Annotated in this window: 23 protein-coding genes; 12 read left to right on the top strand and 11 right to left on the bottom strand. The window is 62.7% G+C overall.

The window, feature by feature from the left end; all coding sequences use genetic code 11:
- The first annotated feature begins 18 nt into the window (after window positions 1-18).
- Window positions 19-1,851 carry a DNA helicase RecQ gene (gene recQ, locus QNI87_RS12515; protein ID WP_300596986.1) on the top strand — a complete coding sequence of 611 codons (1,833 nt, stop codon included), beginning with the start codon at window positions 19-21 and terminating at the stop codon, window positions 1,849-1,851.
- A 4-nt stretch (window positions 1,852-1,855) separates the two neighbouring features.
- On the opposite strand, the gene QNI87_RS12510 is transcribed toward recQ, so the two are convergent.
- Both QNI87_RS12510 and QNI87_RS12505 read right to left on the bottom strand, forming a co-directional pair.
- On the bottom strand, window positions 1,856-2,680 hold the full coding sequence (locus QNI87_RS12510) for a hypothetical protein (protein WP_300596984.1): 825 nt from the start codon (window positions 2,678-2,680) through the stop codon (window positions 1,856-1,858).
- Between the two features lie 125 nt (window positions 2,681-2,805).
- Window positions 2,806-4,302: a YifB family Mg chelatase-like AAA ATPase gene (locus QNI87_RS12505; protein ID WP_300596982.1), complete on the bottom strand. Its 1,497-nt coding sequence runs from the start codon at window positions 4,300-4,302 to the stop codon at window positions 2,806-2,808.
- Window positions 4,303-4,472: 170 nt separating this feature from the next.
- On the opposite strand from QNI87_RS12505, the gene QNI87_RS12500 reads away from it, so the two are divergent.
- The 6 genes from QNI87_RS12500 (at window position 4,473) to yihA (ending at window position 8,974) form a co-directional block, all read left to right on the top strand.
- Window positions 4,473-5,420, top strand: a complete 948-nt coding sequence (locus QNI87_RS12500; protein WP_300596980.1) for an alpha/beta hydrolase — start codon at window positions 4,473-4,475, stop codon at window positions 5,418-5,420.
- 138 nt (window positions 5,421-5,558) lie between these two features.
- The gene (rpmH, locus tag QNI87_RS12495; protein ID WP_082701027.1) at window positions 5,559-5,693 is read left to right on the top strand and encodes a 50S ribosomal protein L34; all 135 of its coding nucleotides are present in this window, start codon (window positions 5,559-5,561) and stop codon (window positions 5,691-5,693) included.
- Between the two features lie 92 nt (window positions 5,694-5,785).
- Window positions 5,786-6,178, top strand: coding sequence for a ribonuclease P protein component (rnpA, locus tag QNI87_RS12490; RefSeq protein ID WP_300596977.1), 393 nt, complete (start codon window positions 5,786-5,788; stop codon window positions 6,176-6,178).
- Window positions 6,172-6,384 (top strand): membrane protein insertion efficiency factor YidD, encoded by a 213-nt coding sequence (gene yidD / locus QNI87_RS12485; RefSeq protein ID WP_300597526.1) that lies wholly within the window; start codon window positions 6,172-6,174, stop codon window positions 6,382-6,384. The genes rnpA and yidD overlap by 7 nt, the downstream gene beginning before the upstream one ends.
- Before the next feature lie 86 nt (window positions 6,385-6,470).
- A complete protein-coding gene (yidC, locus tag QNI87_RS12480) occupies window positions 6,471-8,291 on the top strand; it encodes a membrane protein insertase YidC (RefSeq protein WP_300596975.1) in 1,821 nt (606 codons plus the stop codon).
- 8 nt (window positions 8,292-8,299) lie between these two features.
- Window positions 8,300-8,974: a ribosome biogenesis GTP-binding protein YihA/YsxC gene (gene yihA, locus QNI87_RS12475; protein ID WP_300597524.1), complete on the top strand. Its 675-nt coding sequence runs from the start codon at window positions 8,300-8,302 to the stop codon at window positions 8,972-8,974.
- Here the strand turns inward: yihA and QNI87_RS12470 are convergent.
- Window positions 8,956-9,372, bottom strand: coding sequence for a VOC family protein (locus QNI87_RS12470; protein WP_300596973.1), 417 nt, complete (start codon window positions 9,370-9,372; stop codon window positions 8,956-8,958). The two genes, yihA and QNI87_RS12470, sit on opposite strands and share 19 nt — an antisense overlap.
- A gap of 117 nt (window positions 9,373-9,489) precedes the next feature.
- Between QNI87_RS12470 and QNI87_RS12465 the strand changes: the two genes are divergently transcribed.
- Window positions 9,490-10,152 (top strand): glutathione S-transferase family protein, encoded by a 663-nt coding sequence (locus QNI87_RS12465; RefSeq protein ID WP_300596971.1) that lies wholly within the window; start codon window positions 9,490-9,492, stop codon window positions 10,150-10,152.
- An 11-nt stretch (window positions 10,153-10,163) separates the two neighbouring features.
- On the opposite strand, the gene QNI87_RS12460 is transcribed toward QNI87_RS12465, so the two are convergent.
- Window positions 10,164-10,631, bottom strand: coding sequence for a cupin domain-containing protein (locus QNI87_RS12460; RefSeq protein ID WP_300596969.1), 468 nt, complete (start codon window positions 10,629-10,631; stop codon window positions 10,164-10,166).
- 87 nt (window positions 10,632-10,718) lie between these two features.
- Between QNI87_RS12460 and QNI87_RS12455 the strand changes: the two genes are divergently transcribed.
- Window positions 10,719-11,975: a dicarboxylate/amino acid:cation symporter gene (locus tag QNI87_RS12455; RefSeq protein ID WP_300596967.1), complete on the top strand. Its 1,257-nt coding sequence runs from the start codon at window positions 10,719-10,721 to the stop codon at window positions 11,973-11,975.
- Window positions 11,976-12,292: 317 nt separating this feature from the next.
- Here QNI87_RS12455 and nth read toward each other — a convergent pair whose 3' ends face one another.
- A complete protein-coding gene (gene nth, locus QNI87_RS12450) occupies window positions 12,293-12,943 on the bottom strand; it encodes an endonuclease III (RefSeq protein ID WP_300596964.1) in 651 nt (216 codons plus the stop codon).
- A 33-nt stretch (window positions 12,944-12,976) separates the two neighbouring features.
- Window positions 12,977-13,705, bottom strand: coding sequence for a 4-hydroxy-tetrahydrodipicolinate reductase (dapB, locus tag QNI87_RS12445; RefSeq protein WP_300596962.1), 729 nt, complete (start codon window positions 13,703-13,705; stop codon window positions 12,977-12,979).
- Window positions 13,706-13,810: 105 nt separating this feature from the next.
- On the opposite strand from dapB, the gene QNI87_RS12440 reads away from it, so the two are divergent.
- On the top strand, window positions 13,811-14,518 hold the full coding sequence (locus QNI87_RS12440) for an NAD-dependent deacylase (RefSeq protein WP_300596960.1): 708 nt from the start codon (window positions 13,811-13,813) through the stop codon (window positions 14,516-14,518).
- A gap of 35 nt (window positions 14,519-14,553) precedes the next feature.
- On the opposite strand, the gene QNI87_RS12435 is transcribed toward QNI87_RS12440, so the two are convergent.
- The 5 genes from QNI87_RS12435 to mutM form a co-directional block, all read right to left on the bottom strand.
- Window positions 14,554-14,946 carry a PilZ domain-containing protein gene (locus QNI87_RS12435; RefSeq protein ID WP_300596958.1) on the bottom strand — a complete coding sequence of 131 codons (393 nt, stop codon included), beginning with the start codon at window positions 14,944-14,946 and terminating at the stop codon, window positions 14,554-14,556.
- Between the two features lie 59 nt (window positions 14,947-15,005).
- Window positions 15,006-15,872 carry a HesA/MoeB/ThiF family protein gene (locus QNI87_RS12430; RefSeq protein ID WP_300596956.1) on the bottom strand — a complete coding sequence of 289 codons (867 nt, stop codon included), beginning with the start codon at window positions 15,870-15,872 and terminating at the stop codon, window positions 15,006-15,008.
- 177 nt (window positions 15,873-16,049) lie between these two features.
- Complete coding sequence (dnaA, locus tag QNI87_RS12425) at window positions 16,050-17,453, bottom strand: chromosomal replication initiator protein DnaA (RefSeq protein WP_300597522.1); 1,404 nt, start codon at window positions 17,451-17,453, stop codon at window positions 16,050-16,052.
- Window positions 17,454-17,964: 511 nt separating this feature from the next.
- The gene (gene rpsT / locus QNI87_RS12420) at window positions 17,965-18,225 is read right to left on the bottom strand and encodes a 30S ribosomal protein S20 (protein ID WP_300596954.1); all 261 of its coding nucleotides are present in this window, start codon (window positions 18,223-18,225) and stop codon (window positions 17,965-17,967) included.
- Between the two features lie 202 nt (window positions 18,226-18,427).
- Window positions 18,428-19,243: a bifunctional DNA-formamidopyrimidine glycosylase/DNA-(apurinic or apyrimidinic site) lyase gene (mutM, locus tag QNI87_RS12415; RefSeq protein ID WP_300596952.1), complete on the bottom strand. Its 816-nt coding sequence runs from the start codon at window positions 19,241-19,243 to the stop codon at window positions 18,428-18,430.
- 228 nt (window positions 19,244-19,471) lie between these two features.
- Between mutM and QNI87_RS12410 the strand changes: the two genes are divergently transcribed.
- Both QNI87_RS12410 and ubiB read left to right on the top strand, forming a co-directional pair.
- Window positions 19,472-20,227, top strand: a complete 756-nt coding sequence (locus QNI87_RS12410) for a class I SAM-dependent methyltransferase (protein WP_300596950.1) — start codon at window positions 19,472-19,474, stop codon at window positions 20,225-20,227.
- Between the two features lie 36 nt (window positions 20,228-20,263).
- A complete protein-coding gene (ubiB, locus tag QNI87_RS12405) occupies window positions 20,264-21,826 on the top strand; it encodes a 2-polyprenylphenol 6-hydroxylase (protein ID WP_300596948.1) in 1,563 nt (520 codons plus the stop codon).
- Window positions 21,827-21,830 lie beyond the last annotated feature (4 nt).

Raw genomic sequence — 21,830 nt, 5'->3', positions numbered from 1 at the left:
TGTGCGTCGGTGGCCTTGATGACCGCTGAAATGCTCGAAGCGCCCGCTCCAGACCCCGAACTCCAAGATTCCAGTGAGCCCGCCTCTGTCGGACGCGCAGCTGAAGAGATCTTGCGCAGCACTTTTGGCTATTCCGGATTTCGCGGCACGCAGGAAAAGGTGATCGCACGCGTTCTTCGGGGCGAACACACGCTGGCGCTTATGCCGACCGGAGCGGGCAAGTCCTTATGCTACCAACTCCCGGCGCTGGCTCGATCCGGCACGGCGATCGTGGTCTCGCCCTTGATCGCCTTGATGCACGATCAGATACGTTCGGCGCGCGCCGTTGGCATTCGCGCCGCTTCGATGACCAGCGCCGATACCGATAACGCGGCAACGGCTGAAGCGCTGCTGAGCGGAGAGCTCGATCTTCTCTATATCGCGCCCGAGCGGGCCAACACGCAAGGTTTCCGCAGGCTTTTGAGCCAAGCGCGTCTTTCGCTGTTCGCGATTGACGAGGCGCACTGTGTCTCCGAATGGGGCCATGATTTTCGCCCCGACTATCGCGCCTTGCGCCCGCTCCTTGACGCATTCGGCCATGTTCCCCGGCTTGCGCTGACTGCGACGGCAGACAGGGCGACGCGCGCCGACATCCTTGTGCAGCTGGGCTTGCCCGACGACGGGCTGATCGTTGCCGGTTTCGACCGCGCCAATATCCGTTACACGATCAGCGCCAGGGAGGGCGGGGCACGCCAAATCGCCGACTACGTCAGCCGCAGGCCCGGTGCGGGCATTGTTTACGCGTCCAGCCGCAAAGGCTGCGAACAGTTGGCCGCGAGACTCCAAGCCACAGGGCGACGCGTTGGCGTCTATCACGCGGGACTTGCGCCGGACCAGCGCGCCGCGGTGCAAGCGGGGTTTGTGGCGAGCGAAGACATGGTGATGGTCGCGACCATCGCCTTTGGCATGGGTATCGACAAGCCGGATGTGCGTTTTGTCGTGCACGCCTCGCTGCCCAAGTCGATCGAGGCCTATTATCAGGAGACCGGGCGGGCGGGCCGCGATGGCGATCCGGCCGAAGCGCGCCTGTTCTGGAGCGCTTCGGACTTTGCAAAAGCGCGCCAATGGCTTGGCGATGTCGACGACGAACGCCGGGCAAGCGAGCGCGCGCGGCTGAACGCCCTCGCCGGTCTGGTCGAAGCGTCAACCTGCCGCCGGGCGATCCTGTTGCGGCATTTCGGTGAGACCCCGCCCGAGGCCTGCGGCAATTGCGATATCTGTCTTGATCCTCCGACCGTTCTCGACGCGACTCAGATCGCCAAGAAGCTGCTTTCAGCGGTGTACCGCACCGGACAAAGCTTTGGCATCGGACATGTCGAGAAGGTGTTGCTCGGACAGCCGGATGAGCGCGTTCGCCAGCGCGGGCACGACGCGCTGTCGGTTTTCGGGATCCTTACACCTGAAGAGGCGCCCCTGTTGCGCGCTGTGATGCGCGCCGCCTTGGCTCGTGAGTTGCTCATCTCCACCGACCACGCGGGCCTGGCGCTTGGTCCGGACGCCCGCGCTTTTTTGAAGGGAGATCGATCCTTCTCCATCGCCAAGCCCCGTCCCAAGGCGCCTCGGCGCCGGGCGAGCAGAAGCGCCAATCCATCAGGCGACCCGTTGTTCGAAGCCCTCCGCGCCAAGCGCGCCGAACTCGCCCGCGCTAACGGGATTCCAGCTTACATCATCTTTCACGACAGCGTGCTGCGAGAGATCGCCTCGATCAGGCCGACCGGTCTTGAGGCCATGGCCAAGGTTTCGGGAATCGGCGTCAAGAAGCTTGAAACCTATGGCGAGGACTTTTGCGCGGTCGTGCGCGGCTTCGCCTGACGGCTCAGCGCTGGACGGTGCGTGTGTAGTCAATCCGGATGCGCACCCATGAGCCGACCTGCGATTGCCCGCGGATAATTGCGGGGCGCACACGAAACTGCCAGGCGGCGGCCAGCACGGCGCGTCCGATCTTTGAGCCGCGCGGTGACTCTCCAAGCAACTGGCAGTCTTCGACACGAAAGTCGGATACGGTTCGGCACACAATCAAAGCGCTCGCCGGCGCTATCGCAGTGGAAAGGTATCCGGCAAGCTCTTGGCGGGTCGGTTCACGATACCAGCGCGCGGCGTACATCGGCTCACCGTTGGGAGCGGTGCCGACGCGGCGGCTGTCCGAGCGTCGGCTGGACGATCCGGAATCCGGCGGGCCGTAGACCCTCGCCGGCGGTCCCTGGGGCTTGGCTTCGGGAGGCTTTGGACGGGGCGGCGGTGGCGGCGGCGGCGGCGGAAGTGGGGGAGCGTTCGGCAGGATAAGCGGCGGCGTCTCCGTCGGGGTTGGGAGTGGCGGTTCGGGCGTTTCGATTTCCTGCGGCTCTGGCGGTCGAGGCTCCGGTTCGGCCCGCGGCTCGGGTTCGACTTGCTGGGGTTGCTCTTCCGCCGCGGGCGGCGAATCGTCCGAGGCGTTGCGCGCTTCCAGTCTTGTCACAACAGGCGCCTCGGGTTCCTCTTGGGAAAGATTCCAACCGAGCGTCAGCAAAAGGGCGATGATGAGAAGCTCAACAACGATGGTCGCAGCAAGCCCGGCGAAACGGAGCTTAAGCGACCCCTCGCCCCCGCGACCGATATAGCTCGACGCGGGCTCCACGGCATGGGTTAGAGTGTCGTCGCTCAAGAGGGCTTGCGCTTCTAGATTTTCGTTCGGGGAGCGGGTTGATAGACGCATGCGACCTTGCACTGCAATGAACAGCGCCAGCCCCGCGACGCCATGTTACAAACCGCGACGCGATGCGGCCCCGGTTACCGCATTCCCACAAATGCCCGATAGCTTAGCGCTTCGGCGATGTGGCTGCGGCCAACCTCGCCATCACCGGCCAGATCCGCGATGGTGCGAGCGACGCGAAGAACGCGTGTGTAGCCGCGCGCGGACAGCCGCAGCTTCTCGGCAGCCCTGGCAAGCAGAGCGCGGCCTTCCTCGTCCGGAGCGGCGTGCACCTCCAGCGCGTCGCCCTGCAACTCGGCGTTCGCGCGAACGCCGCGCTCTGTGCACCGTTGGCGGGCGGCCGCGACCCGTTCGGCAACATCCGCGCTGCCCTCGCTGGCAGGCGGAAGCGACAGATCCATCGCGCTCACGGCGGGCACTTCAACGTGCAGATCGATGCGATCCAGGAGAGGCCCGGAAAGCCGCCCCTGATATTCTCCGACGCAGCGCGGGTGGCGCGCGCAGATATTGTCCGCTTCGCCCGCATGGCCGCAGCGGCAAGGGTTCATCGCGGCCACCAGCTGAACGTTGGCGGGAAAGGTTACATGCGCGTTGGCGCGCGCGACATCGACACAGCCCGTCTCGAGAGGTTGGCGCAGCGAGTCGAGAACCTGGCGCTGAAACTCGGGCAGCTCGTCCAGAAACAGCACGCCAAGGTGGGCAAGGCTGACTTCGCCGGGGCGCACTTTGAGACCGCCGCCCGTGAGCGCCGCCATGCTTGCAGAATGGTGGGGCGCGCGAAACGGTCGTGCCCGGCTGATCCGGCCCGCTTCAAGTGTTCCGGCCACCGACTGGACCATGGAAACTTCCAACGCTTCGCTCGGTGTCAGTTCGGGTAGAATGCCCGGCAGGCAGGAGGCCAGCAGGCTCTTGCCAGAGCCGGGCGGTCCAACCATCAAAAGGTTATGTCCCCCGGCCGCCGCGATTTCGAGGGCGCGTTTGGCCGTTTCCTGTCCTTTGACTTGCCGTAGATCGGTTACCTGGGTGCTTTCGGCGACTTCGCCGCGAACCGGATCAGCGAGAACGCTTGTGCCCTTCAGATGCGAAAGAAGATCGCTCAGCGTGCGCGGTGCCAGAACCGGTACGCCGCTCGCCCATTTGGCTTCCGACCCCTGATCGACCGGGCAGATCAGCCCGCATTGCGCTTCGCTGGCGTGCAGCGCGGCTATCAACACGCCGGGTGAGGCGACCACCCGCCCATCGAGCGAAAGTTCGCCCACTACGATCCAGTCGCCCAGTTGTTCGGCATCGGTGACACCCATGGCGGCCAGTAAAGCAAGCGCGATCGGCAGGTCAAAATGCGATCCGTCCTTGGGTAGATCGGCGGGCGAGAGGTTGATCGTGATCCGTTTTGGGGGGAGCGCCAGCCCCATAGCGGCCAGCGCGGCCTGAACCCTTTCGCGGCTTTCGCTCACCGCCTTGTCGGGCAGGCCTACGATCGAAAAGCGCGGAAGGCCACTGGCGACCTGACACTGCACCTCGACAGGCTTCGCCTCCAGACCAAGATACGCCACCGTGCGAACAAGTGCGACCATTCGCGCGACCCCCTTTAGCGCCAAGGATCCAGCCTCAGCTATTCTTCCCCCGGAGACGGTTTTTGCAGCGTTAATCGAAGATTGTCGAGCGTTTCCGTACGAATACGAAAGGCTTCCGCAAGTATAATGCTTTGCGAAATACTCAGCAAAGCGGGGCCATTCAGCGGTTTATGCGCTGGATCCTGGCCTTCGGACTGCTTTTACAAGCGCTCGCCCTTTCGGCTCCTGCGCACGCGCAGCATTCGGCGGGTCATCGCAGCTTTGTAGCCGAAAGCTGGGTCGAGGAGTGGGATCCAAGCCAGCGCCGCTGGGTGCGCCTTGACGAAGCGCGCCTTGACAACGCTGGTCTCGCCAAGGGCGACCCGATCGGGCCGTCGTCGACCACACAATCCACACCGCGCTTTGCGCCCCCGGAACACGCCTCTGGATCGTCCGATATTGCGCGGCGCTATGGCCCTTTCCTTGTCTTGAGCGATTCCCGGGCGGCTCTGATCGGTTCGACAGACAGCGCAAGCCCGAGGCAGTTCGAAGCGCTAATGCGGGATTATCCCGGGCTTCAGGTGCTGGAAATGATCGAGGCGCCGGGCACCTATGACGACATCGCCAATCTGGCGCTCGGACGCCGCCTGCGAGCCGCCGGGATTACGACTTATGTTCCGCGAGGCGGTTCGGTGCGGTCAGGGGCTGTTGAGCTGTTTCTGGCCGGAGCCAGCCGCCGGATTGAGAACGGAGCTCGGTTTGCGGTGCATTCCTGGCTCGACAGCTATGGACGCGAGCCGAGCGATTTCGCAGCGGACGCGCCAGCCAATCGGCTCTACATCGACTACTATATTGAGATGGGGATGAGCGAAAAGCGCGCCCGTGCCTTTTACGCCATGACCAATTCCGTGCCGCATCACAGCGCCAAATGGCTTGGCGCGAAAGCGATGCGGCGCTGGCTTGAGCCTGAGAAGGCTCTTGCGGCGTTCGATCCTGGCAAAGCCGAAGGGACGCTGGCGATGAGCGCTTCCCAAGCGCCGGAAACCCGATACGGCGATGGCTCACAGCCGGGAGCGTCGGCGCAGGCCGCGCGCCCTCGAAAAGGCGCGACCGCGACCCACGCTTTTCTTGACTCGTAATGCGCATTCTCATAATGGCGCGTGTCTGATTGCCCCTCGATCACACCTTTGCGTGGCCGAGTGCGCGTTTTCCCGGTCGTTAGGCGGAGCCGCAGTGCGGATCGCCTGCTGGCTCGGACCAGACTATTCGAGGACGAAATGAAGCGGACTTTCCAGCCCAGCAATCTTGTGCGCAAGCGTCGCCACGGCTTTTTCGCACGCAAGGCCACCGTGGGTGGTCGCAAGCTCCTTCGCGCGCGACGTCGCCGCGGTCGTAAGAAGCTCACCGCCTGAACTGCTGGCGCTCCCAGTGTGGGCGCCAACTGTTGTGTTTGACACGCTAACGGGCTCCTATCTGGGGCCCGTTTGTCGTATCTAGCCTGATCATGATTATCACGCTCACCAAGCGAGCTGACTTTGTCGCGGCCAATAACGGCCTGCGAAACGCGAAGCCTGGCTTCGTCCTGCTCACCCGGCCGAATGACGGGCAGGGGACACGTTTCGGTGTGACGGTGACCAAAAAGATCGGCAACGCCGTGGTACGCAACCGGATGAAACGGCGCTTTCGCGAATTGCTCCGCACGGCGCTGGCGAATCAAGGCCTAACTCACCACGATCACGTGCTGATCGGTCGGGCGGGCGGGGTTGAGCGTGATTTTCACACCATGGCCGATGAGTTGGAGCAGGCGCTGGCGCGCGCGCGCCAGGGGGTTGGTGATCCGGCGCGGGGTCGGCGCCCACGCCGCGGTCGGCGGTCTCCCACAAAGGGCGCATCATGAAACACCTTTTCATTCTCCTTGTACGCGGATGGCAACTTGGTCCCTCACTCATCCTTCCGCCGACATGCCGTTACACCCCCTCATGCAGCGAGTACGCGATAGAAGCGCTTCGGAAATATGGCGCGCTCAAGGGTGGATGGCTCGCGATAAAGCGGCTAGGGCGCTGCCATCCGTGGGGAGGGCATGGGCACGATCCGGTGCCCTAAGCCTGGACCTGCGGGCTGGGAAAACCCGGCCACGATGCTTAACTAGCCTCAAACCACAGCCATATTGACGTCAGGGATCGTTAGACTTGAACAATTCGCGCAACTTGTTGCTCGCCTTCGTGCTTTCGGGCCTGCTGATCCTGGGCTGGGACGTGGGCATGAGGTATTTCTACCCTCAGCCAGAGACGCAGGCAGCGCAGAGGAAGACACCGCCGGGCGGTGTTGTTGCTTCCGGGGAAGAACCGGGCGCGGTGGAAGGCACCAGTGTCGTCGCCGGCGATCTGACAAATGGCACCCCGGCGACCGGGCCTGTGGACCTGAGCGCCGCCTTGGCCGATCCGCAGCGCGTGGTGATCGAGGCTCCACGTATCGCGGGGTCGATCAATCTGGTCGGCGCGCGGATCGATGATATCGTACTCAAGGACCATCGCGAGACGACCGATAAGGACTCAGGCCCGGTGCGTCTGTTCGCGCCCGAACGTACTTTCGATGAGTATTTCGCAGAGTTTGGCTTTCTCGTGAACGCCAAGCGCAGTTCATCGCAGGCTGTTTGGAGCGCCGATGGCGACAAGCTGACCCCGGACAGACCAGTCACGCTGACCCGGCGCGAGAATGATCTCACCTACTCGATCAAACTAACGGTCGATGAAGACTACATGATCACCGCAGAGCAAAGCGTGACCAACGCCGCCGAAGAGGCCGCCGCGGTCGTTCAGCCGTTTGCTCTGATCAAGCGCAGCGCGATCCCCGGAGCAAACGCGGATGCCGATCCCCGATATAACGCTTCCCCCGATGAGTTTCTAAGCCACGCTGGCCCGGTCGGAGTGTTCGACGATGTGCTCAACGATCCGCACGCCTATCATGAGCTTGCCGAACTGAAGACCTGGTCTCCGACTGGTTCACCCGATTGGCTCGGCTTCTCGGACCGCTACTGGTTGGGCGCTCTTGTTCCGGGAGAAAGCGCAGAAAGCGCAACCTTTCGCTCGCTCAAGAGCGATCTGTTCCGCGCCGATGTGCTTTACACCGCGCAGACGCTCGCCCCTGGCGCGACTCTCACTCAGTCCACGCGCCTCTACGCAGGCGCGAAGGATAGCGTCATCCTAGACCGGTATGAGGACGGCGGCATCTCGCAATTCGGCAAGGCCATCTCCTGGGGCTGGTTCGAGATCATCGAAAAGCCGCTTCTGTGGCTGCTGCGCACCCTCAACGGCCTGATCGGCAACTTCGGTGTCGCGATCATCGGCATGACGCTGGTCATTCGCGGCCTGCTTTTCCCGATTGCGCAAAAGCAGTTTTCCTCGATGGCGCAGATGAAAGCGGTCCAGCCGAAGATGAAGGCGATCCAGGAGCGCTACAAGGACGACAAGCAGACCCAGCAACAAAAGATCATGGAGCTGTACAAGGAGGAGAAGGTCAATCCGCTGGCCGGGTGCCTGCCGCTTGTCATTCAGATCCCGATCTTCTTTGCGCTTTACAAGGTGCTCATCCTTGCGATCGAGATGCGGCACGAGCCATTCCTCTACATCCGCGATCTTACCGCGCCGGACCCCGCGACGATCCTCAACCTGTTTGGGGTGCTACCCTATGAGGTGCCCGGCTTCCTTGGTATCGGCGTTCTGGCCGTTCTGCTGGGTGTTACCATGTGGCTGACCTTCAAGCTCAATCCGTCCACGATGGACCCGATGCAGCAGCAGATCTTCAATCTGATGCCGTGGTTCCTGATGTTCGTGATGGCGCCGTTTGCCGCAGGGCTTCTGCTGTACTGGGTGACATCGAACATCCTGACGCTGGCGCAGCAGAAGTATCTCTATTCGCGCCACCCGCAGTTGAAGGCGGCGGCTGAAAAGGAAAAGGCTGAAATGGCCCAGAAGGCGGAACGCGAGAAGGCGGAAAAGAGCAAGGCTTGAGCTTGGGGCTGACACCCGAAGAGGAACGCGCGCAGCAGCGGCGCGAGGAAGCGGCTTCTCGGTTGTTTTCCGGGCGAGTGGAGTTTCTGCTGTCCGCGCCGCAGCTGAAGTTTCTGCCCGAACCCACCGTGCCCGAGATCGCCTTTGCGGGCCGATCCAACGTCGGCAAATCGAGCCTGCTCAACGCGCTGACCGGTCGCAAGGCCATTGCCCGCGCTTCAGTGACACCGGGCCGCACGCAGGAATTGAATTTCTTCGAAGTCGGCGAGCCGACGCAATTCCGGCTGGTCGACATGCCCGGATACGGCTTCGCCAAAGCGCCGGTAAAGGTTGTCGAGCGCTGGAAAACCCTTGTGAAGAGCTATCTGCGCGGGCGGCAGGTGCTGGCGCGCAATCTGGTGCTGGTCGACAGTCGCCATGGGCTCAAAGACGTTGACCGCGAGATGATGAAGATGCTCGACGAGGCGGCGGTCGGCTATCGCATCGTGCTCACCAAGGCCGACAAGGTGAAAGCGAGCAAGCTTGAGCGTGTGGCGAGCAAGGTCGCCGACGAAGCGCGCAAGCACCCGGCGGCCTTTCCCGAACTGCACTTAACCAGCGCGGAAAAAGGCATGGGCATCGCGGCGTTACGAGCGGCGGTGGTCGCTGATGCGCTTGGAGAGAGTTACTTCGCAAACAGCTGATCCCGATCCGCAAACGCCTTGAATTCCAGCGCGTTGCCGGCGGGGTCGCGCAGGAACATCGTTGCCTGTTCGCCCGGCTTGCCTGCGAACCGCACGGTGGGCTCGATCACGAAATGGGTGTCTGCCTTCGTGAGCTTCTCGGCCAGGGCGCGCCAGTCTTCCATCTCCAGCACGAGGCCAAAATGGGGCACCGGCACGTCGTGGCCGTCCACCGCATTGCTCGCCCGATCGCCAGCGTGTGCGGACAGATGCGCGACGATCTGGTGCCCGTGGAAATCGAAGTCGATCCATTCGTTGCTGCTGCGCCCTTCCGCGCATCCCAGAAGCTCGCCGTAGAAAGCGCGCGCAGCGGACAGATCATCGACGGGAAAAGCCAGGTGAAACGGCGGCAGGTTCATTGCGAGCGTCCTGTGATACAAACGGGTGCATTCTGCGAGCCCGTTCAGCCTCGACAGCCTAAGGCTGAATACCTACGCAAGAGGCTATAGCAAAGCGCAAAGGTGGAGGGCGCCCCCATGAAACTCATCCTTGGCAACAAGAACTATTCCAGCTGGTCGCTTCGAGGCTGGCTGGCGGCGAAGCAATCGGGGCTTGCATTTGAGGAGCTGACGGTTCCGATCAACGGCGCCGAGTGGGACGAGACCAAGCGGCAAATGGGCGAGATACAGCCTTCCAGCGGAAAGGTCCCTATTCTGTGGGATGGCGATGCGGTGATCTGGGATAGCCTTGCGATCCTTGAGTATCTCGCGGACAAGGTCGGGCGCGATCGCTTCTGGCCCAAGGATGAAACGGCCCGAGGCATGGCCCGCTCCATGGTGGCGGAGATGCATTCCTCCTATGCAAGCCTGCGCAGCGAGATGCCGATGAACATTCGTCGCCGAACGCCGCTTCAGAACGTGAGTGAAGAGACCAAGGGCGATATTGTGCGCATCCTGCAATTGTGGGCCGAAGCGCGCGCCCGGCACGGTTCGGCGGGGCCCTTCCTGTTCGGAACATTTGGCGCGGCGGACGTCTTTTACGCGCCTGTTGTCTCTCGCTTCCTCACCTACGGCATCGGGGTTCCGGGCTTTGCACAAAGCTATATGCAAGCGATCTGGGAGCACGACTGGATGCACGAATGGATCGGCGCGGCTCAAGCCGAAGAATGGGTGATCGAGCAGTATGAAGCGGTTGCGTGAAGCAAAGCCTGTCAGGGCAGTCGTGTGACCGGATAGCGCGTGCCGTCCTTGCGAGCGTATCCCTCCGCGTCGAACACCATATCAATGTCCGAGTACTCACCGCTGTCCGCGTCATAGTCGCCCGCGCTGGCGACGACGTACACGCACGGTTTGTCGCTGCGGTTTTGCAGGTGGTGCCCGTTCTTCGCTCCAGCGGCCCAGGCCACGACGTCACCTGCAAGCACAAGCGTTTCGCCATCGTCTTCAACCAGCACCGCCTCGCCCGAGATCATCACCAGCATCTCATCCAGATCGCGATGCCAGTGGCGCTGCGATGACCACGCACCCGGTTCCAGTACGACATGACTGGCGCGCAGCTGAGCCAGGCTCGCCGCCGGGGCAAGGCGGCGGTAATGGCGTCCCTCGACCTGCGTATCGAACGGCGCGGGATAGCCCGTCGCGTTGGTCTGGGGAATGGCGTCGAGATCAAGCTTGGGCATTCGCGGCAACTCCTGCTAGCCAAGGCACTCTAAAAGCGCTTCTTGGCGCCGCCAAGACGACGCGCAACTCTTCGTGAAGGCCCATACATGAAATCTTGGTTTGCAATTCCGCTGTGGCAGCGGGTTATCGGCGCGCTCATCCTCGGAGTTCTCGTTGGCTCTGTATGGGGGCCGGGCGCTGCGAGCATCAAGATCATCGGCGATATCTTCATTGCCTTCATCAAGATGCTGGTCGTGCCGCTCATCTTCTTCAGCCTTGTGGCCGGGGTGGCCAGTATCGGCGATCTCAAGAAGCTGGGGAGCGTGGGCTGGCGCGCGCTGCTTCTGTTCGTCGTCACCGGGCAGATGGCAGTGTGGCTGGGCCTTGCCATCGGGACATTCGTCCAGCCCGGAGCGGGGCTGGATGCGAGCGGAATGGACCTCGATGCCGCCGCGCTCGAACGCGCTCAGGCGCGTCAGGAAACGGGCGTCACGATCGAGCAGATGGTGCTCGAAATGGTGCCGTCGAGCCCGGTGCAGGTGATGGCGGATGTCAATGTGCTGCCGCTGATCGTCTTCTCGCTGCTGATCGGGATCGGCATCCTGATGGCCAAGGAAGACGGCGAGCCGGTTCTCAAGATCTTCGAGTCGGGCAGCGTCGTCATGCAGAAGGTGACGATGATCGTCATGGAACTGACCCCGTTCGGCGTGTTCGCGCTGATGGCGTGGGTTGCAGGGACGCTGGGTCTGGAGGCGCTACAGGCGCTCGGTATCGTCGTGATCCTCAACTATCTCGGCTGCTTCCTCATCATCGCGCTGATTTATGGGGGCATGATCAAGTTCCTGGCGCGGCTGCCGGTCATCGACTTCTTTCGCGGCATTATCGACGCGATTGCGGTGAGCTATTCGACCGCGAGTTCCAACGCGACGCTTCCGGTGACGCTGCGCTGCGCGCGCCGGAACCTGGGCGTCTCGAACTCGGTTGCGAGCTTCGTCATCAGCCTGGGTGCGACGATCAACATGAACGGGACCGCGATGTATCTTGGGCTCGCGACGCTTTTCGGCGCGCAGGTTTTCGGGATCGATCTGACCTGGGGCGACTATTTCCTGATCTCGATCCTCGGCACGCTGGGCGCGATCGGCGCGGCGGGCATTCCGGGCGCAGGCCTGATCATGATGGTGCTGGTGTTCGGTGCGGTCGGCGTGCCGCTGGAGACCATCGCGCTGGTGGCTGGGATCGACCGGATCATGGACATGATGCGCACCACCACCAATGTGAGCGGAGACGCGGCGGTTGCGACGACGGTGGCTGCATTGACGGGCGAGATTGACGAGGCTGAGTTGGTTAGCGCGGATGATGTTTAGTTTTGAGCCTCAAACACATTGGCAGAATCCTGTTATTAGGTGGGCACTGGCAGCGCTAGGTGCGACTGTGCTGCCTCCTGCAGTCCTCAGCGTGTATCTGCTGTTTACACGACTAATCCTCGACCGCGTGATGGAATTTGACGTGATCGCCTTAGCGCTCAGCGCCGTATTAGGCGCAGCGAGCTTGCTGATCGCACCCATAAGAAGGCCGTGGCGAACCGCGCTCGCAATTGTGTACGTTCCGCTCGCTGTAATAGCCTGCTTTTGGTTCGTTCTTGGTTTCGTCTGCGCGACCTTCGGAGATTGCTTGTGAGCATCTAACGCCCCCTAGGCTTCTCCAGCACCTTCTTCCTGAAGCTGCACAAATCCACCACTTTGCAGCGCCAGCACTCGGGGGTCCGCGCCTTGCACACATAACGCCCGTGCAGAATCAGCCAGTGATGCGCGCCTAGCCGAAACGGTTCGGGTACGCGCTTTTCCAGCTTTTCCTCGACCTTTTCGGGCGTTTTACCTTTGGCCAGTCCGGTGCGGTTGCCGACGCGCAGGATGTGGGTGTCGACCGCGAAGGTTTCCTGCCCGAACCAGCAATTGAGCACGACATTGGCCGTCTTGCGCCCCACGCCGGGCAGACGCACGAGGTCTTCGCGCGTGTCCGGTACTTCGCCGCCATATTCGTCGATCAGCAGCTGCGAGAGCGCGATCACGTTCTTCGCCTTGGAGTTGAACAGACCGATCGTCTTGATGTGCTCGATCAGGCCTTGAAGCCCCAGATCGAGCATCGCGCGCGGATTATCGACCTTCGCAAACAGCGCCCGCGTGGCCTTGTTGACGCCGACATCGGTCGCCTGCGCCGACAGCGCGACCGCGACGACGAGCTGGTAAGCGTTGCCGTACTCCAGCTCGGTCTCAGGGTTCGGATTGTCTTCGGCCAAACGCCGGAAGAACTCGAAGATCTGGTCTTTGGTCATGCTTTGATGTTTCGCGCGCCCGTTCCCCCAGCGCTACAGGCCCAACACATCGTTCATCGTATAGCGTCCGGCAGGCTGGCCGATCAGCCACGCGGCGCCTTTGACCGCTCCGCGCGCGAAGATCATCCGGTCCTCAGCGCTGTGTGACAGGGTGATGCGCTCCTCATCGCCTGCGAAAATCACGCTGTGATCGCCCGCCACGGTCCCGCCGCGCAGGCTCGCAAAGCCGATCGCGCCTTGAGCCCGCGCCCCGGTTGCGCTGTCGCGGCCCGCTTCGCTGTGCGCGGCGAGCTCGATCCCGCGTCCCTCAGCCGCCGCTTCGCCCAAGAGCTTGGCGGTGCCCGAGGGCGCATCGACCTTGCTGCGGTGGTGCATTTCGAGGATCTCAATGTCCCAGTCTGCCGCCAGCTTCGCCGCCGCCTCGCGCACCAGCGCCGCCAGCAGCGTGACGCCCAGCGAGGTGTTGCCTGTCTGGAGCACCGGGATCGCCGCCGCCGCCTCCTCAATCGCTGCGAAATGCGCATCCTCCAGCCCCGTCGTCCCGATCAGGATCGGGATGCCCGCCGTCTGCGCCGCGCCGAGATTGGCCGCCAGCGCGCTCGGCGCGGAAAAGTCCACCGCCACCTCGCACTGCCCGATGATCGGCGCCGGATCGCCGCCCCGATCGACGCCGACGCAAAATTCGTGACCCGCCTCCTCGATCGCGACGCCCAGCGCGCGCCCCATCCGGCCCTTGTGTCCCAGCACCGCAAACCTTGCCATGGCGCGTTTCTCCCGTTGATGCGCGCACCGCTCTAAAAGTATGGACGGTCCCAAGACAAGGCTGCGATGGACAGAGTCCCGTGTCCAAGCCGAACGGAGGGTGATGTGAGCGCTGGTATTGAGAGCATCGTGGTCCTGACCGGAGCCGGCATCAGCGCGGAAAGCGGTATCGACACGTTTCGCGACGCAGGCGGCCTATGGGAGCAGCATTCGATCTACGATGTGGCGACGCCCGAGGGCTTTGCGCGCGATCCCGATCTGGTGCTGCGCTTTTACGATGAGCGGCGCGCGGGGTTGGCGAGGGTTGAGCCAAACGCGGCTCACATCGCGCTCGCCAGGCTGGAAGCGGAATTTGCAGGCGAATTGTTGCTCGTCACCCAGAACGTGGATGATCTGCACGAACGCGGCGGTTCAAGGAATGTTTGCCACATGCACGGCGAGCTCAAGAGCGCGCTGTGCACGTCTTGTGGCACGCGCTCACGCTGGGAGACAACGATGATCGATCGGCCTGCGTGCCCCGTGTGCCGAGCGCCGACCCTGCGCCCGGACGTCGTGTGGTTCGGAGAGATGCCGTATCAGATGCAAAGGATCGAAGAGGCGCTTGCCCGGTGCGATCTGTTCGTCAGCGTTGGCACAAGCGGTGCGGTGTACCCCGCCGCCGGCTTTGTCGCGCAGGCCAAGGCCATGGGAGCGCAGACCCTGGAACTCAATCTGGAACCAAGCGAAGGCACGGCGATCTTTCACGAAGCGCGCCACGGGCCAGCGAGCCAACTGGTGCCAGAGTGGACCCGCGCGCTGCTCAACGTCTCGTGACGAGCGCAGAAAGGCCCGACAGCGCGCCCGCTCGCTCAGTTTCTGGTCGGACCCAACCGGATTGAGCGGGGCGTTACCTTCAGGCGCTTCGGCTCCGTTTCGATCTGGTCATGACGGTAGTTGCGTGGCGCGCCGACACGCATCTGTCGGCCTGCCAACTCGTTCCACGCCTGCTCCGACAGGCTGCGATTGAAGCGGATGCCGATCCGTGATCCCGCGCGCCATACGATCCGGCCCTTGCGGGAATCGCCCATTAGGGTGAGCTTTACATCGACGTCGCACAAGGTCCGCTCGCGCACCTCGATGAGCGCCCCGCGCTTCGACAGATCGCGCACCCGAACATCGATCTGCCCCACTGGGGTTTCAAGCGAGCCCTCGATCAGCAGCCGGATTCGCCGTGGTTTCCGCTTCGGGGTCGTGACAAGCATACACAATCCTCAAATCCACCGACCCGAGAACAGCTTGGCACCGAAGGATTAAGGATAGCTTACGCGTTTTCCGAGACTGATCCGCAACCCTTGCAGGCCGGGTCCTTTGCGATGGTGAGCGAGCGCATTTCCGGTTGCAGCCCGTCAAGCACGAACAGCCGACCCCACAGGGGATCGTCTCCGAACGCGGCGACGCCGCCCAACAGCGCGCGCACCGCCTGCATTGCAGCGAAGCTGCCGGTCCAGCCCGCCATCGCGCCGAGCATGCCGTCCTCCGCGCAGGTGTCACAATCCTCCGCATCGAACGCGTCGCCGACAAAGCACCGATAGCACGGCTGGTTTACAAGGTGGCCAGCGAACGCTCCGACTTGCCCTTGAAAGCGACCGACGGCGGCCGACAGCAGCGGTACGCGCTCGGCCACGCAAGCGTCCGAGACCGCAAGTCGGGTTGCAAAGTTGTCCGTTCCATCGAGCACCAGGTCAACGCCCGCTATGCGGTCGGCGGCGTTCTCGGGCGTGATGCGGCTGTCGGAGATTTCGACGCTGAGTGTCTCGTCGAAGTTCGCCATCCAGCGCCGTGCGGAGGTTGCCTTGCCATGGCCGACATCGCGAGCGGTGAAGATCGTCTGGCGCTGCAGGTTGGAGACATCGACGGCGTCGTCATCGATGAGCGTGAATGTCCCGATACCGCTCGCCGCAAGATATTGCAGCGCGGGTGAGGCGATGCCTCCAAGCCCGATTACCGCGACGTGTTTGGACGCCAGGGCGACCTGCCCGGCCCCGCCAATCTCAGGGATGACGATGTGGCGTTGAAACCGCTCAAGCCGCGCCGGGCTGAGCGCCGGGGCGGGCGAGCCGGTGGAGGGGCCTGTGGACGGGCCAGTGGATGGATCTGTGGGTGAGCCTATGAACAACCTGTCGACCATGACGGTCCTGTTGGCAGGCTGGGGACCACTTGTGAACAGGTTGTGGGTAGCCGGTGGGCGAGTCTGTGCGCGGTTATGTGCACAACCCGGTGCATACCGTGTAGTCTGCGTGGGGGATGAATGTGGGCCCCGTGTTCACATCCCGACGGATGGAACTGGGGGCCCACACACGTTCAATCAGCTCTCCAGCTGTCTCAAAAGACTGCGCACATCGCCGTCCATGTCGGCGTCGCGCTCGCGCAGGTCCTCGATCAGGCGCACCGCATGGATGACCGTCGAGTGGTCGCGCCCGCCAAACTTGCGCCCGATCTCAGGGTAGGAACGCGGCGTGAGCACCTTGGAGAGATACATGGCCACCTGGCGGGGGCGGACCACCGCGCGGGCGCGGCGCTTCGAGCTCATTTCGGACCGATCGATCCGGTAGAACTGGCAGACGGTCCGCTGGATTTCGTCAATCGTGATCCGGCGGCGATTGGCGCTGAGAATATCGGTGAGCTGTTCCTCCGCGAGTTGCAGGGAAACGTCCTGCCCCGTCAGCTGCGCGTAAGCGATCAGTTTGTTGAGACCGCCGACCAGCTCGCGGACGTTTCGTGTGATCGTCCGGGCGAGGAAATCGACGACATCATCCGGCACGCTCAACGGCGCAAAACGAGAGAGTTTGGACTCCAGGATCGACTTGCGAAGCTCAATGTCGGCGGCCGCGATATCGGCGACGAGGCCCATCGACAGGCGGCTCAAGAGGCGCGGTTCGACACCGTCCAGGGCCTGCGGCGCGCGGTCGGCGGCAAAGACGAGGCGCTTGCCCTCGGCCAGCAGCGCATCAATCGTGTAAAGCAGCTCTTCCTGCGCCGACGCCTTGCCGATGATGAACTGAATATCGTCGACCAGCAACAGATCGAAACTGCGCAGGCGCGCCTTGAATTCGATCATCTGGTTGGCTTTGAGCGCCTGAACGAACTCCACCATGAAACGCTCTGCGGAGCAGTAGAAGATGCGGGCGCGCGGATGGGCCTGAAGGAAGCCGTGCCCGATCCCGTGCAGCAGGTGCGTCTTGCCCTGGCCGGTCGCAGCCTTGAGATAAAGCGGCGAAAACTGCGGCTGCTCGGTCGCCGCCATGCGCTGCGCCGCGTTGAAGGCGAGGACGTTGGCTTCGCCGGTTACAAAAGCTGCAAAAGTCAGCGAGGGGTCAAGACCCACGCTTGAGGTGAAGCCCGCGTCGCCGATCGTGCCCGCGGCGACCGCTATCGCGCTTGCCCCGTCATTGGCTGGACGACGCCCATCATCGAGGCGCAATTCGGGCAGCTGGCGACGACCGGGATGAACTTGGATGTTGACCTGGCGCACTTCAGGCCGCGCGATCGTCCAGGCCAGCTGCAAACGATCTTCGAAGCGATCCTTGACCCAGTTGGCGGAAAACTCCGTGGGAAGGAAAAGATTGAGGACCCCTGTCTCTTTGTCGAGATCACCCAACTGGATCGGCTTGATCCACTGGCTGTGGAGTTGGTGTCCGAGATCTTTGCGAAGCCCCGTACTGATATCCGCCCAGTCTGCTGCGAGGTTCACGGCTTCTGCATCTTCCATCAAGTCTTCGTCAGCGTTGCGGCGCGTGATCCGCGCCTTGTCTGTTCCTTGCACCTTGCTATTCCCCAATACTCTCCCGCTTTCGGAAGCGACGTCCGAAACGGTCAACCAACACTGCGTAAGGCAGAGCTTGCCCCCTCTCGGAATCGCGAGAACTCCAAAAGAAATCTGCCGTTTTGCTTTGCAACGACCGGACTGTCCCGTCCCGGTTGAAGCAGTAATAAACGCCTGTTCGGCTGCTTTCGCAACGGAGAAATTTTCATTTTTCTGAAATATATTCGTTGACAGCGTGAACACCGCACAACTGCGTTCAAGTGCCTTATTTTTCTGCCTTTTCGAAAAAAGGGCCATGCGAATCGCCGAAAATCCTACGGTTAGGGACGATCACGCTCGGTATTATTACCATAAACCAAGAAAGGCCGCACCCAATGGATGCGACCTCAAGCTGTGTTCGGGCTCGAACTGGGCGCGCTGAAGAGGCGAATCGATCCGCCTCGCGTTCCTCAAATGCTCAAAGAGCGGCGACTCGCTTGGTGAGTCGGGACATCTTCCGCGCGACCGTGTTCTTGTGCATCACGCCACGCGCGGCGCCGCGGGCCATTTCCGGCTGGGCAGCCTTGAGAGCGGCGGAGGCGGCGTCCTTGTCCCCCGCTTCGCAGGCCACTTCGACCCGCTTGATGAAGCTGCGGATACGGCTCATGCGAGCGGTGTTGATCTCCGCGCGGCGGTTGTTGCGACGGATGCGCTTACGGGCTTGCGGCGTGTTGGCCATAGGTCTGTCTGTCTCGCGTTTGTGTGTGGCCGGATGAAAGCGGCGCGTTCAAATCGTATGTCATGCTCGAAAAAGCAGCGACCGGACTCGCGGTCGGATCGCCGGAAAGCGCGCCACATAGGCCGGACGCACCCAATCGTCAAGAAAGGGGTTGCCCTCGCGTGGTTTCGAACGGCGTTCTCTCAAGAGGGCGCGCACACGTTTAACGCTGGCACACCGGGCAATACCAGGTGCTGCGACCGCCCTGCGTGATGCGGCGGATTGCGCCCCCGTCGCCGCGATGGCACACCTCTCCGGTCCTTCCATAGACATCAAAACGCGTGGCGAAATAGCCCAGCTCGCCGTCGGGCCGGGCGTAATCGCGCAGCGATGACCCACCGTCGCGGATCGACGTTTCGAGTACGTCGCGGATTGCGGGCACAAGCCGCGCCAGTTGCGTCCTTGTTACCTTGCCTGCCTTCTTCATCGGGTGAATGCGCGCGCGCCAGAGCGCTTCGCACACATAGATATTGCCAAGTCCCGCAACGATCCGCTGGTCTAGCAGGCACAGCTTTATGCTCTGCGTCTTGCCTTTGAGCGCCGCCTTGAGGTGCTGAGGCGTCAGATCGGGGCCGAGGGGTTCGGGGCCCATCGCGGCAAATTGGGGCCAGGCGTCCAGCGCACCCGTGTCCACCATATCCACCGACCCGAACCGCCGCGGATCGCACAGGGCGAAGCGGTTGGAGGCGGTCTCGATGATCATGTGATCGTGCGTGTCGGGCGCTTCGGGATCGATCCGCCAACGGCCGCTCATGCCCAGATGGAAGATCACCGATTGCGCCCGGTCGAGATGGATAAGGCCGTATTTCGCGCGCCGCGATAGGCCCGTTACCCGCGCGCCGGTCATCACCTGCACAAGGTCGGGCGGGAATGGGCGGCGCAGATCCGGACGGTTCAGCACCACGCGCTCTATCCGTGCGCCGTCGAGATACCGCGCAAGGCCTCGGACCGTGGTTTCGACTTCGGGAAGTTCGGGCATTCTTGTTCTTGGCTTGCTTTTGGCTTGTTTGTGGCTCGTTTTCGCTCGCGGGCCTCGTCGGCCTTCTCCCTGCGCCCTTCCATCCGGAGACCAGACCGTCAAGCTACCGGGTCGAAGAGCGAAAGGAGAGGGCCCGCAAGGCGGCAAACGCGGCTCGCAAGCGCGGTGCGGATTATGCGCTAAACTCCACCCTTTGCGCTGACGACAATTCCCTCTAGTGCGAAGGCCATGAGCGAAAGCACGAATGAAACCGTATCCTTCGGCTATGAACAGGTTGCGCCTGAAGAAAAGACCCGCCGCGTGGGCGAGGTTTTCACCAGCGTTGCCCGCAAATACGATGTCATGAACGACGCCATGTCGCTGGGCATGCATCGCGGATGGAAGGACCGCTTCGTCAAGCGGGTCAAGCCGCAGCCGGGCGAGGCAATCCTCGATATGGCGGGCGGTACGGGGGACATTGCGTTTCGCATGGCGGATCGCGGCGCGAATGTGACGGTCGCCGATATCAATCAGGATATGCTCGATGTTGGGGCGGAGCGTGCGCTGGACCGGCGCGAGACCGAGGAAACTGGCAGTCTCGTCTTCACCTGTCAGAATGCCGAAGAGGTCAGCTTCGCATCCAACGCATTCGACGCCTACACGATTGTCTTCGGCATTCGCAACGTGACCTACAAGGACAAGGCTTTGGCGGAGGCCTATCGTGTCCTTCGCCCCGGCGGGCGGTTTTTCTGCATGGAGTTTTCGACCAGCGAATGGTCGGGCTTCAAACAGGTCTACGATGTGTATTCCGACGCCTTGCTGCCGCGCATGGGGCAGGTGATCGCGGGCGATGCGGACAGCTATCGCTACCTGGTCGAATCGATCCGCAAATTTCCCAAGATGGACGAATTCGAGAGCATGATCCGAGCCGCGGGCTTCGTGAACACTAAGTACGAGACTATCCTCGGCGGCGCGGTCGCGATCCATTCGGGGTGGAAAGTCTGAGCCGGAACCGATTGAGCGCGTGTTCGCACTGATCCCATGACCTCTCCTGTTATCCATCTTTCCCGCCTTGCGCGATGGGGGATCACTCTGGCGCGCCGCCGCGCGTTGGTGGGGATCGAGAACGACGTGAACGCGCCCAGCCCGGTGCGTCGCCTCGCCCAGCTCGCGCGCCTGGCCAGCCTGACGGGTAAGAAGGGCACACCCGATTACGCGGGGGCCTTTCGCGCTATCGGTCCCGCGGCGATCAAGCTTGGCCAATCGCTCGCCACACGTCCCGATCTCGTCGGTGAGGAAGCGGCAACCAATCTGCTCACCCTTCAGGATTCGTTGCCCCCGGTCCCCTTCGACAAGATCAAGGCGGCGATCGAGCAGAGCTTCGATCAACCGGTCGAGGCGCTCTTTTCCGAGATCGACCCCGAGCCGGTCGGCGCGGCGAGCATCGCGCAGGTGCATCGCGGTGTGACCACGGACGGGCGCAAGGTGGCGGTCAAGGTTCTGCGGCCCGGCATCCGCGAAAAGTTTGCGCGCGACATTCAGACCTATGAATGGGCCGCCGCCCATGTCGAGGCAATGGGCGGAGAGTTTGCGCGCCTACGCCCCCGCCTGACTATCGCCAATTTCAAGCGCTGGACCAATTCCGAGCTCGACTTGAGGCGCGAGGCGGCCTCGGCCAGCGAACTCGCCGAGGAAATGCGCGGGATCGGCGGCTATCGCATTCCCGATATCGACTGGGACCGGACCAATGGCCGGGTGATGACCATCGAGTGGATCGACGGCGTCAAGATCAGCAATCAGGACGAACTCGTCGCGCGCGGTCACGATCTCAACCGGCTGGCCGAAAAGCTGGTCATCAGCTTCCTCACCCAGGCGATCAGCGCCGGTTTCTTCCACGCCGACATGCACCAGGGGAACCTGTTCGTCGAAGACGACGGGACCATTGTCGCGATTGATTTCGGCATAATGGGCCGGATAGACCGACGCGCGCGGCAATGGCTCGCGGAAATTCTCTACGGCCTCACTACCGGGAATTACAAGCGCGTCGCCGAGATTCACTTCGAAGCGCAGTACGTGCCCAGCTACCACTCGGTGGGCGAGTTTGCGACCGCGCTTCGCGCGGTGGGCGAACCGATGCGCGGCAAACCGGTGTCGGAGTTGAGCGTTGGCCAGATGCTCGACGGGCTGTTCGCGATCACCCGAGACTTCGACATGCAAACCCAGCCGCATTTGCTGCTGCTGCAAAAGACGATGGTGATGGTTGAGGGGATCGCGACGCAGCTCAATCCGCAAATCAATATGTGGGACACCGCCGCGCCCTACGTACGCAGCTGGATCCGCGACGAGCTTGGGCCGGAAGCCGCGGTTGCGGAGCGGATCAAGGAAGACGCCGACACCCTCATGCGCTTGCCGGGGCTGATCCGGCGGATTGAAGAGCGATTCCCGCCCAAAGGCGGCGCGCCCGAGCCAGCGCCGCTGCCGGAAATCAAGTTGATGACCGATCGCCATCAGGGATCGAGCGGGGGTTGGCTGGGCTATTTCATCGCCGGGCTGGCCGGCGCCGGCGCCACCTGGGCAGCGGCGTTCTTTGGCCTGATCGGATAATAGG

Source organism: Erythrobacter sp. (genome assembly GCF_030066995.1).
Taxonomy (GTDB): Bacteria; Pseudomonadota; Alphaproteobacteria; order Sphingomonadales; family Sphingomonadaceae; genus Erythrobacter.
The sequence above is the reverse complement of the archived record's forward strand: the minus strand, read 5'-3'. Positions and strand labels throughout refer to the sequence as shown.